Source organism: Photobacterium sp. GB-36 (assembly GCF_003026135.1).
Lineage (GTDB): Bacteria > Pseudomonadota > Gammaproteobacteria > Enterobacterales > Vibrionaceae > Photobacterium.
Window position 1 is genome coordinate 49,164 of record NZ_PYNY01000009.1, and the last position, 12,473, is coordinate 61,636.

9 protein-coding genes are annotated in these 12,473 nt (G+C 41.2%); 3 read left to right on the forward strand and 6 right to left on the reverse strand.

What is annotated here, in order from left to right:
• Positions 1–174: 174 nt before the first annotated feature.
• Positions 175–471: a ribosome assembly RNA-binding protein YhbY gene (gene yhbY / locus C9J46_RS10485; protein ID WP_045128373.1), complete on the forward strand. Its 297-nt coding sequence runs from the start codon at positions 175–177 to the stop codon at positions 469–471.
• A 123-nt stretch (positions 472–594) separates the two neighbouring features.
• Here the strand turns inward: yhbY and greA are convergent, their stop codons facing one another.
• Positions 595–1,068 carry a transcription elongation factor GreA gene (greA, locus tag C9J46_RS10490; RefSeq protein WP_107207277.1) on the reverse strand — a complete coding sequence of 158 codons (474 nt, stop codon included), beginning with the start codon at positions 1,066–1,068 and terminating at the stop codon, positions 595–597.
• A gap of 574 nt (positions 1,069–1,642) precedes the next feature.
• Between greA and C9J46_RS10495 the strand changes: the two genes are divergently transcribed.
• Positions 1,643–2,698: a porin gene (locus tag C9J46_RS10495; protein WP_107207276.1), complete on the forward strand. Its 1,056-nt coding sequence runs from the start codon at positions 1,643–1,645 to the stop codon at positions 2,696–2,698.
• A gap of 160 nt (positions 2,699–2,858) precedes the next feature.
• Positions 2,859–4,262: a serine-type D-Ala-D-Ala carboxypeptidase gene (gene dacB / locus C9J46_RS10500; RefSeq protein WP_107207275.1), complete on the forward strand. Its 1,404-nt coding sequence runs from the start codon at positions 2,859–2,861 to the stop codon at positions 4,260–4,262.
• A gap of 90 nt (positions 4,263–4,352) precedes the next feature.
• Here the strand turns inward: dacB and C9J46_RS10505 are convergent, their stop codons facing one another.
• The 5 genes from C9J46_RS10505 to ispH form a co-directional block, all read right to left on the reverse strand.
• A complete protein-coding gene (locus C9J46_RS10505) occupies positions 4,353–5,201 on the reverse strand; it encodes a magnesium transporter (protein ID WP_107290869.1) in 849 nt (282 codons plus the stop codon).
• A 489-nt stretch (positions 5,202–5,690) separates the two neighbouring features.
• Positions 5,691–8,909, reverse strand: coding sequence for a carbamoyl-phosphate synthase large subunit (gene carB, locus C9J46_RS10510; protein WP_107207273.1), 3,219 nt, complete (start codon positions 8,907–8,909; stop codon positions 5,691–5,693).
• 17 nt (positions 8,910–8,926) lie between these two features.
• A complete protein-coding gene (carA, locus tag C9J46_RS10515; protein WP_006646195.1) occupies positions 8,927–10,066 on the reverse strand; it encodes a glutamine-hydrolyzing carbamoyl-phosphate synthase small subunit in 1,140 nt (379 codons plus the stop codon).
• A 533-nt stretch (positions 10,067–10,599) separates the two neighbouring features.
• On the reverse strand, positions 10,600–11,409 hold the full coding sequence (gene dapB / locus C9J46_RS10520; RefSeq protein ID WP_107290870.1) for a 4-hydroxy-tetrahydrodipicolinate reductase: 810 nt from the start codon (positions 11,407–11,409) through the stop codon (positions 10,600–10,602).
• 113 nt (positions 11,410–11,522) lie between these two features.
• Positions 11,523–12,470, reverse strand: a complete 948-nt coding sequence (gene ispH, locus C9J46_RS10525) for a 4-hydroxy-3-methylbut-2-enyl diphosphate reductase (protein WP_107290871.1) — start codon at positions 12,468–12,470, stop codon at positions 11,523–11,525.
• Positions 12,471–12,473 lie beyond the last annotated feature (3 nt).

Sequence of the window (12,473 nt, forward strand, 5' to 3'; positions counted from 1 at the left end):
TCTGCCAAAGGCTTTATCGCATCTAATTCATTAAAATGTACAATCAAAATGTGCAGTACAACTCAAACACTACAAATTTTCATGCTGTCATAATGCAAACAAATTAGTCTTCTAGTCTAGATGGCGGTAGAATGTCACGTTTTCAACCCTAATAACCAAAAAAATAGAGTCATCATGAATCTAAGCACCAAACAAAAGCAATTCCTAAAAGGTCTTGCTCACAATCTAAAACCAGTTGTACTTATGGGTGCAAACGGCCTAACAGAAGCTGTATTGGCTGAAATTGAAATTGCACTTAACCATCATGAATTGATCAAAGTTAAGGTTGCTACTGAAGATCGTGAAACTAAAGTTTTAATCGTCGACGCTATCGTTCGCGAAACTAAAGCTGAAAAAGTGCAGGTTATCGGTAAAACGTTAGTTCTTTACCGCCAGAGTGAAGATCGTAAAATCGAGCTTCCTCGTAAATAAAAAAGGCCGCCTAGCGGCCTTTTTTGTATCTATTATTAATACAAAAAAATGCATTAATTACTAATCGATATCACCTATTTTAGTGATTATATTTTCTGATGAATATAATCATCAGTAAAATTATTAGATGTATTTCACTTCTACAATTTCAAACTCTTTTTGACCGCCAGGCGTGGTAATCGCAACCTCATCACCTTCCATCTTACCGATCAAACCACGTGCAATTGGTGAATTCACTGAAATTAAGTTTTCCTTAATATTCGCTTCATCATCACCCACGATACAGTATGTCACTTCACTCTCGGTATCTAAATCTAGCAAAGTGATTGTAGTACCAAAAATCACTTTGCCTGTATTTGGCATAGTAGTTACATCAATAATTTGAGCAACAGATAGTTTGTATTCAATATCACGAATTTGCGCTTCACAAATACCTTGCTCTTCACGAGCCGCATGGTATTCCGCATTTTCTTTTAAGTCGCCAAGCTCACGTGCTTCTGCGATCGCCTGAGAAATAAGAGGGCGACGCTTCAACAATACTTCAAGTTCACTACGTAGCTTTTGTTCGCCACGTACAGTCATTGGCACTTTTTCCATAAATAAATTACCTCAATAACCTGATAGCGCACGCCAATTTCAGGAAATAAAAAAGCTAGCCCAATCGTGATTGAGCTAACAGTGTATATGTCACGATGTTTATCATATTAAACAAAGATGGACAAGAGATCATCCTCGTTACGTCATTAATCTGTTTTTCGTTTTAATAACAGTCAAAAACAATGAATATGCTAAAAATACTATATCAATAATTCATAGTAACAAATCAATAGTTAAAACATTCACCAAAGAAATAAGCCTCTCGCTACCACCTTTTTTTCATTGAGAAAAGTTATAATCTCACACTTCAACAATATTTATACAAATATTCACTCAGGCATTTTCCATTGATTACCTAAATACAACTAAAAAATAAAATTAATTTAGAACTTTTATCGATAGACATAACACACTGATTAAATTAACAATAAAAACTAAAAAAAACAAAAAAGACATACTAATGAGGTATTTTTCAGTTTTTTTTACTAACATAAATCAGTAGACACAAGTAAAAAGAACAGCATGCATTTGGCATAGAAATGCAACACATAAAAATTTAAAAAAGGATTCGGTAATGAACAAGCACCTTATTGCTTTAGCAGTAACAGCAGCAACTCTATCTGGCGCAGCATCAGCAGCACAAGTTTATTCAGATGATACATCTTCTCTTGCTATCGGCGGTCGTGTAGAAGCTCGTGCTCTTCTTTCTGAGCAAGCTGAAAATAATGCAGTAGCACCAACACTACAAAAAACACAAAATGAAGTAACTGATATTTCACGTGTACGTGTAAACATTGATGCGAAAACACAAATCGCAGATGGCGTTCAAGGTATTGGTTTCTACGAGCGTGAGTTCAAAGACGACAATTCTGATGACGAAAACCGTTACATGTATGCTGGTGTAAACAGCGACCAATACGGTCAAATTGTTTACGGTAAGGCTGACGGCTCTCTAGGTATGCTAACTGATTTCACTGATATCATGGCATACGCTGGTTCTGTTGTTGGTGGTACTAAGCTAGCAGTAGCTGACCGTACAACTAACAACCTAGCATACGCTGGTACATTTGGTGATCTAACGTTCAAAGCTAACTACGTTTTCGCTGGCGCTGATTATGATACAGCTGGTAACAAAACAGACGTACACGGTTTCTCAACAGGTGCTGTATACAAAGTAGCTGATACAGGTCTTGCACTAGGTGCTGGTTACGGTGAGCAACGTGACCAACTTGGTAACGCGAATACTCACAAAGCACGTTCAGAGCAAACTTTCGCAGTAGCATCTTACACAATGGGCGATCTATACTTCGGTGGCCTATACAAATCCGGTCGTCGCGACGGTACTAACTTAGTAACTGGCGATGTAACAGATACTCAAGGCTACGAATTCGCAGCAGCGTACACTATGGGTAAAACTGTATTCACGACTACTTACGGCTTCATGAAAGATGAAAACGCTCACAATGTATACGATGAGCTAGCAAATGCAGCTGCAGTTGATGCTACTTACTACTTCAACAGCAACTTCCGTACTTACGCTTCTTACACATTCAACATGCTTAATAAGAACGAAGTAGGTAAAGTTGCAGCATCTGACCAATTCGTTCTAGGTGCTCGTTACGACTTCTAATCCTTGTGATTAAAAGCAACATATAGTGAAACGTCGGCTTCGGTCGGCGTTTTTTATTACTTTTGTGTCAGTTTTAGTCTTTATTTCCTCTCTTTTTTTACCCTCTCTCATATAAACGTTATGATTAAGGCCTATCTCTTAACCAAAATTATGCCTTCACATGTTTAAAAAATTGCTTTGCTCCGCTTTAATGGCAACGACCTTTTCTTCTTTTGCTGCGTTCTTACCTCAGCAAGCTATCGAACACCTGCCCAAAGGGAGTGATGTCGCGCTTCTTATTGTAAACCCAGCCACCAACAAAGTTATATACGATAAACGCGCAGATGAATTACAAGCCCCTGCAAGTACCCAAAAAACGATCACCGCCCTTGCCGCAAAGCTATATCTCGGTAATAACTTCCGCTTTGATACTTACCTTGAAACGAAAGGTAATGATGTCATTTTGAAATTTAATGGCGATCCAACACTTAAACGCAGCGATATTGCCAATTTACTTCGCCAACTAAAACAGCAAGGCATAGCTACGATTAAAGGTAACCTGTACTTAAACGGTGGACATTTTACTGGCTATGAACGTGCTATTGGTTGGCCTTGGGATATTTTAGGCTCTTGCTATAGTGCGCCATCAAGTAGTATCAGCTTAGAGCACAACTGTGTTCAAGGTGCGCTATACAGCAATAAATCTTTGGGGGACGTTACACGCGTAAATGTGCCTAGCCACCAGCCAATTCAAGTAAAAACCTCTGCGATTGTGGTGTCAAAAGCACAGCAAAAAGAGCAGCACTGTCAGCTTTCAATGACATCGAATGATCGTAATATGTATCAAATTAGTGGCTGTATCCAACCTCGTAAACAGCCTCTACCGCTTAAATTTGCAGTACAAAACACAACCTTGTATTCAACTGCAGTTATTCAACAAGAGCTTAAGCGCGCAGGGATAAAGTTAAACGGTAAGGTACTTCGTAACGATAAAGTCAGCGGTAAAATCATTGCAACACATCGCTCAGCCCCATTATCAACGCTGCTTGATATTATGCTGAAGCGCTCTGATAACTTATTTGCCGATAACATTGCAAAAACCATTGGTGCCAAGTATTACCACCAAGCCGGTAGTTACACCAATGGCATTGAAGCAATTAAGGCGATACTAAAAGATAAAGCTGGTATCGATCTTTCTGATACCGTGATGGTGGATGGTTCAGGCTTATCGCGTAACAACCGTTTAACAGCAAGTGATTTAATGAAAGTAGTCACTTACATTTATAACCACCCTAAATTAGGTTTAATGAACGATTTACCCGTATCAGGTAAAAGTGGCACGTTACAGTACCGTCGCAGTCTTCGTGATGCTCCGTTAAAAGGTAAGGTTATTGCTAAAAGTGGCTCTTTATTCGGAACTTATAACCTTGCAGGTGTGATTAAGACCCACAACGGTAAACCACTACTCTTTGTACAGCTAGTGACGAATTACTATCCACATATGCATGACGGTAAAAAAGCAGCCTTACCGCCTATTTACCAATTTGAAAAGCAACTTTATAGCTCACTGTATAAAAACGACTAAATAAGAGACCTGAGAGATAAAAGCCGCTATTAAATACTTTCAACTAGAAATATTCGAGCAATAGCGGCTTTTTTAATACAAACAATCTTACTAACCGAAGCCTAGCATCCAATTGACTGTCTTGAAGTAAATCACCATCCCCGTGATATCGACCATTGAAGCTAAGACAGGGCTGACTAATACCGCAGGATCGAGATTTAATGATCTCGCTAGCATCGGTAGAACCCCACCAACACTAGTCGAAATAATCACCTGAATAGCAATGGCTATCCCAATCGCAAATGCTATCGAGTCTAGTGTCATTCCTGCAGGTAACACAACATCCCCACTAAAAAAAATCACCCGTCCAATGATCACTACTGCAAGGCTCACCGCGATAATAATCGCAACTCTAAATTCTTTCCAAAGCACCAATAACCAATCTTTTGAGCGTATTTCTTCCATTGCCAATGCTCGCACAACCAGTGTTGCCGCCTGCGAGCCAGCATTCCCCCCCGCAGCTGCAATCACCGGCATATAAATCGCAAGTAGGACTAATTGACTCAGGGTATCTTCATAGTGAGAGATAATTAAGCCCGAGACAATTCCCATTAAAGCCAGCCCTACAATCCAACCTATGCGTTCCTTAACATGGTTTAAGACACTATTTTCTAAATAATGCCCGCTCGGTTCAACCTCAGAGCAAATTAACCCTAAACCACTGGCTAGTTGGCGGGCTCGTATGTCCTCTTCTAATTCATCTAAACGATCTAATAAAATTTGCACATGCCGCAATGGGCATTCCTGTAACATAGCTAAAGCCTCTACGACTGGCATTTTTGCCAATAATTGCGCTTGTTCAACTAGATCATATTTTAAAAATGCATTACGTACTGCTAACGCCTCTTTTTGCGCAATATGGGTTGTTGCTGAAAAAGCTGCATAATTCATTACCGCCATGGCGAATCTCCCGATTAGCTGTCTCTCTAGAAAGAGAAGGTAACGACCACCACATTAACATTTGCAATAAACCCTCGCGCACCACATAACAATACAGTCGCGCTGTTGTGGTAAACATAGATTTAAAGCTCATATTATTGATAAGTAAATAAAGAGGAAAATTACAGGAGAGATGTCGAAAATGAATAATTTCAAAAAAGGGGGTTACGAGACATGACTCCGAGCCTAGCAGCACGGAATATACTATTTAATACCGTTACCTAAGCTAATTTTCCAGCTTCATACTCGGGGGATGGTCGGTATTGTTCATTAAAATCTCCAAGAAGAATGTATCGCTTGCTGCGACGCCAGTATCTTACGTTAATAAATCTGAACAGCAACTGATTAAACTAATGATATAAAATTTCAATGAGTTATATGTGATTATGTATTTAACAATAAAAAAGCCGAACGTTAACGTTCGGCTTTTTATTTCGTAGTGAGTAATACTTATTTAATACGTGCGTGAAGCTCTTGAATTGAAGACACTGTATTGCGGTCATCTGCAGTATGCGCCATACATGTTGCAAATCCCGCATTTAGAGTTGTAGTGTAGTTAACTTTTTCAGCTAGCGCACCACGACGAAGTACTTTTGAATCTTCAATCGCTTGACGACCCGATGCAGTATTTACAATGTAGGTGTATTCATTATTCTTGATACGGTCAAGAATATGAGGACGACCTTCATGTACTTTGTTCACTAGACGTGGGTTAATACCCGCTTCACCAAGAATAACTGCTGTACCGTGTGTTGCATCTAATTGGTAGCCAAGCTTAATTAGCTTAGAAGCTAAATCAACCACACGTTGCTTATCACCTTCACGAACAGATAATAGCGCACGACCACCTTCAGGGTATTCTTTACCACAACCTAATTCAGCTTTAGCGAATGCTTCTGCAAACGTATTACCGATACCCATAACTTCACCTGTTGAGCGCATTTCAGGGCCTAACAGTGGATCAACACCTGGGAACTTGTTAAACGGTAGGACGACTTCTTTCACTGAATAATACGGTGGAATAATTTCCTTGGTAAAACCTTGTGATTCAAGTGATTGACCAGCCATTACACGCGCTGCAATTTTCGCCAGCGGTGCACCTGTCGCTTTAGATACGAACGGTACGGTACGTGCAGCACGAGGGTTAACCTCGATAAGGTACACTTCGTTATCTTTTACGGCGAACTGGGTATTCATTAATCCACGAACACCTAATTCAAACGCTAGGTTCTTCACCTGCTCACGCATCACATCTTGGATTTCTTGACTTAGGGTATAAGCAGGCAGTGAACATGCAGAATCACCTGAGTGAACACCCGCTTGCTCGATATGCTCCATGATACCGCCAATCACCACTTGCTCACCGTCACAAATTGCATCAACGTCTACTTCCACCGCATCATCTAAGAAACGATCGAGTAGTACTGGTGATTCATTTGAAACGCTTACTGCTTCATTGAAGTAGCGACGTAGATCTTGCTCGTCGTAAACAATTTCCATTGCTCGACCGCCGAGTACATACGATGGACGTACCACTAATGGGTAACCAATGTCACGCGACTTCTCAATCGCTTGCTCCATCGTTGTTACCGTTGCATTTTCTGGTTGCAGTAAACCTAAACGGTCAACGGCTTGTTGGAAACGCTCACGATCTTCTGCGCGGTCAATCGCATCTGGGCTTGTACCGATAATTGGCACACCTGCCGCTTCTAGTGCACGAGCGAGTTTCAGTGGTGTTTGACCGCCATACTGAACAATCACACCTTTTGGCTTTTCAACACGTGCGATAGCCAGTACATCTTCAAGTGTTACAGGTTCGAAGTACAGACGATCTGATGTGTCATAGTCAGTTGATACAGTCTCTGGGTTACAGTTAACCATGATAGTTTCATAACCATCTTCACGTAGCGCCAGTGATGCATGAACACAACAGTAGTCAAACTCGATACCTTGACCGATACGGTTTGGACCACCGCCCAGTACCATGATTTTATCTTTGTCCGTTGGATTTGCTTCACACTCTTCATCGTATGATGAGTACATGTAAGCAGTATCTGATGAGAATTCAGCGGCACACGTATCTACACGCTTGTAGACAGGATGAATGTCAAACTGATCACGTAGTTTACGAATTTCGCCTTCGCTAACACCCAATAATTTAGCAAGACGTGCATCTGCAAAACCTTTGCGCTTAAGCTTACGTAATACGTCAGCATTAAGACCTGCAAAACCGCCAGCTTTCACTTGCTCTTCAAGTTTGATGATTTCTTCAATTTGAACCAAGAACCAACGGTCAATGTTAGTTAGATTGAAGATACCGTCAACCGACATACCCGCACGGAAAGCATCACCGATGTACCAAATACGCTCAGCACCTGCTTCTTTCAGTTCATGTCGGATCTTGCTCATCGCATTTGGATCATCAAGATCAACCATTTCATCAAAGCCGTTCGCGCCAACTTCTAGGCCACGTAGTGCTTTATGTAATGATTCTTGTTGGTTACGGCCAATCGCCATAACCTCACCTACCGACTTCATTTGTGTCGTTAAGCGATCGTTAGCGCCAGCAAATTTCTCGAAGTTAAAGCGAGGAATTTTTGTTACTACGTAATCAATAGTTGGTTCAAATGATGCCGGTGTTGCGCCGCCTGTGATGTCATTCATCAGTTCATCAAGGGTGAAACCAATCGCCAGTTTTGCCGCGATTTTTGCAATCGGGAAACCTGTTGCTTTTGATGCTAATGCCGATGAACGAGATACACGTGGGTTCATCTCGATGATAACCATACGGCCATCTTTCGGGTTAATACCAAACTGGACGTTTGAACCACCGGTTTCAACACCAATTTCGCGCAGTACTGCAAGCGATGCATTACGCATTAATTGGTATTCTTTATCTGTTAGTGTTTGCGCAGGTGCGACTGTGATTGAGTCACCGGTGTGAATACCCATTGGGTCGAAGTTTTCAATTGCACACACAATGATACAGTTGTCGTTCTTATCACGAACCACTTCCATCTCATATTCTTTCCAACCAATCAGTGATTCATCAATCAATAATTCATTGGTTGGTGATAGGTCGATACCGCGCGAACAAATTTCTTCAAATTCTTCTTTGTTGTATGCAATACCGCCACCTGTACCACCCATCGTAAATGACGGGCGAATAATACAAGGGAAGCCAACCATTTCGAGAACTTTGTAAGCTTCTTCCATCGTTGTTGCAGTATCAGCACGAGGACACTCAAGGCCGATGGCTTTCATTGCTTTGTCAAAACGAGAACGGTTTTCAGCTTTATCAATTGCATCCGCTGTTGCACCGATCATTTCAACATTGAATTCTTCTAATACGCCATATTTTTCAAGATCTAACGCACAGTTAAGTGCGGTTTGACCACCCATGGTTGGTAGTACCGCATCAGGGCGCTCTTTAGCAATGATATTACGTACCACTTCCCAGTGAATTGGCTCTATGTAAGTTGCATCAGCCATTTCAGGATCAGTCATGATAGTCGCAGGGTTAGAGTTTACCAGAATAACGCGGTAACCCTCTTCACGAAGTGCTTTACAAGCTTGTGCACCAGAGTAATCGAACTCACAGGCCTGACCGATAACGATCGGTCCAGCACCTAGAATTAGTACACTTTTTATATCAGTACGTTTTGGCATTTCTTACTACTCCCGGCTTAGGCGCTGTGTTTCTTAATTAATTCGATAAAGTGATCAAATAATGGTGCTGCATCATGTGGACCAGGGCTCGCTTCTGGGTGGCCTTGGAAACTGAATGCAGGCTTGTCGGTACGATGAATACCTTGTAGCGAGCCATCAAACAGGGATTTGTGTGTCGCACGTAAATTTTCAGGTAACGTTGCTTCGTCAGCAGCAAAACCGTGGTTCTGGCTGGTGATCATCACAACATCACGATCTAAATCTTTAACAGGGTGGTTAGCACCATGGTGGCCAAACTTCATTTTTACTGTTTTTGCACCACTTGCTAAGGCAAGAATTTGGTGACCTAAACAAATACCAAAGATTGGAATATTTTTATCGAGGAATGTTTTGGTTGCTTCAATCGCGTAAGTACATGGCTCTGGGTCACCAGGACCATTTGATAAGAATACGCCATCTGGATTTAACGCAAGCACGTCTTCTGCTGACGTTTGTGCAGGCACAACTGTTAAGCGACAACCACGGTCAACCAACATACGTAAAATATTACGTTTAGCACCAAAATCATAAGCGACTACATGGTAAGGCAGTTCTTTATCTTCTTGTGCTTCTGGTAAACCATTCTCTAATGTCCAAGAACCTTGCTTCCAGCTGTAAGTTTCGCTTGTTGTCACTTCTTTCGCTAAATCCATGCCTTTCAGACCAGGAAACGCTTTCGCTTGTTCAAGTGCAAAACCTTCATCGATATTGTTACCTGCAACGATACAACCGTTCTGCGCACCTTTTTCACGAAGAATACGGGTTAGCTTGCGAGTATCGATATCAGCGATACCAACGATGTTTTGTGATTTTAGATAGTCAGAAAGAGATTGTTCAGAGCGGAAGTTTGAAGCGATAAGAGGAAGATCACGAATAACCAAACCTTGTGCATGAATTGCCGTGGATTCTTCGTCTTCGGTATTAGTACCGGTATTGCCAATGTGGGGATAAGTAAGGGTAACGATCTGTTGTGAGTAGGAAGGGTCAGTGAGAATTTCCTGATACCCCGTCATCGAAGTATTAAAAACGACTTCACCAACGGCCGAACCATCTGCTCCAATGGACACGCCGCGGAACACAGTCCCATCTTCAAGGACTAATAGCGCAGATTTGCTCAAGACAACCTCCAATTAAATAAAAATGCAATTAAAACAGATAAACTTGCAATTACCCATTCCTTTTCATATCAAAAACCACGTCTTACTGATTTTTGACAAATTGCGCAAATTCTATTGATCTGTTAGCAATCTGTCAACATAAGAGCAGAAATAAATTCAACAAATAACTATCTCAACACAATTAAGTATCCAAAATGCTAAAATAACATGTTTAGTCGTATTTTTTAGTATCAACATCAAATCAAATGAGAACGCAACCGTTTGCAATCAAAACCAAACCATTAACAAATACAAACACCCATCAAAAAAGCCAAAAATGACAACTAAGCAAACACAAATAACCATCTAACAAAAAAAACACGACCAACTATCTATTTTATACAGTAAATAAACCCAGCTCAGTGCGATATTTAACCACCTCAAAAATATACTGATATAACACGAATAAATTCATCTCTATTTGTATTTACAATATTTATTCTCACTTTATTCAGATATAAAAAAACCTGCTTATTAGCAGGTTTTTGTCTCGATTATAATGAATCAAGCCCTAAGACATCTTCCATAGTATAAAAACCAGGCGATTTATCATTGAGCCATACCGCCGCTCTCACCGCACCATTGGCAAATGTCATTCTGTCTGTTGCTTTATGAGTGATCTCCACACGCTCACCGATATCTGCAAACATGGCGGTGTGTTCACCTACTATGTCACCAGCACGAATCGTAGCAAAACCAATCTCATCACGAGTACGCTCACCCGTGATCCCCTCTCGAGCATAAACTGCAACATCACTTAATTTATTGCCCATCGCGCCCGCAATCGCTTCTCCCATCCCAATTGCTGTTCCTGATGGTGCATCCACTTTATGACGATGGTGCGCTTCGATAATTTCAATATCGCAGTAATCGCCCATCACTTTGGCAGCTTTTTCTAACAATTTGAAAACCAGATTAACCCCTACACTATAATTAGGCGCCATCACGATAGAAATATCATGAGCAGCAAGATCAATTAACTCTCGCTCTTGCTCTGTAAAACCGGTTGTACCAATTACAATTTTTTTATTATGTTGCTGACAAAACTCAATATTCGCCAATGTTGCGACAGGTGCAGTAAAGTCAATTAACACATCAAAATCATCAAGAGCCTGGTTAAGATCATCAACAATGATCACATTGGCAACACCCGTTCCTGCTAACTCACCAGCATCAGCACCTACTAATGTAGAACCTGCACGCTCAGTCGCGGCACCTAATTCTGCTTTTTCTGATAGTTGTGTTGCTTTTAATAGCTGACGCCCCATTCGGCCAGCAGCTCCGGCTATCGCAATTCTTACCATTGCGTGCTTCTCCCTTGATGAATATATAATTATCTCAATACTGTAGCGGTTTTACAGACGATAAAAAAGCCCCAGCTTTCACTGAGGCTTATTCTGTACAAATCAATATGCTATTAGATATTCTTTACTTGTAACTCTTTAGGTACTTCAAAGAACATGTTTTCTTCACGACCTGAAAGCTCTTCCACTTCAGAGCCTGTTAACTTTTTGATCTGCTCGATAATTTGATTAACGAGTTCTTCTGGCGCTGAAGCCCCCGCAGTCACTCCAACCTTGGTTTTATTTTCAAACCAGCTAGCTTGTATATCTTCAACACAGTCGGTTAAATACCCCGGTGTTCCAAGCTTTTCAGCTAACTCACGTAAACGGTTAGAATTGGAAGAATTTTTTGAGCCAACCACAATCATTACATCAACCGTTTCAGCCATTTCACGCACAGCATCTTGGCGGTTCTGAGTCGCGTAACAAATATCATCTTTACGTGGCCCTTGGATTTTTGGAAACACTTGGCGCAAGCGATCAATGACATCTGCCGTTTCATCCACAGATAATGTCGTCTGGCTAACATAGTGAAGATTAGTTGGATCTTTAACGATGGTGGTCAGCTTATCGACATCCTCCGGTTTTTCAACAAGGTACATACCACCATCTTGATTAGCATATTGCCCCATTGTACCTTCAACTTCGGGATGTCCTGCGTGTCCAATCAGCACCACTTCCATCGCTTTTCGACTAGCACGAGCCACTTCCATATGTACCTTTGTCACCAATGGACACGTTGCATCAAACACGGTTAATTGACGTTGCTTAGATTCATTACGCACCGCTTGAGAGACACCGTGAGCTGAAAATATAACGATATTGTCATCAGGCACTTCGCTAAGCTCTTCAACAAAAATCGCCCCTCGCTGCTTTAGCCCTTCAACAACAAAACGGTTATGTACGACTTCGTGGCGAACATAAATAGGCGGTTGGTACATTTCTAACGCACGCTCGACAATGCTGATCGCACGATCAACACCAGCACAAAAACCTCGTGGGTTTGCGAGTAAGATTTTCATCAA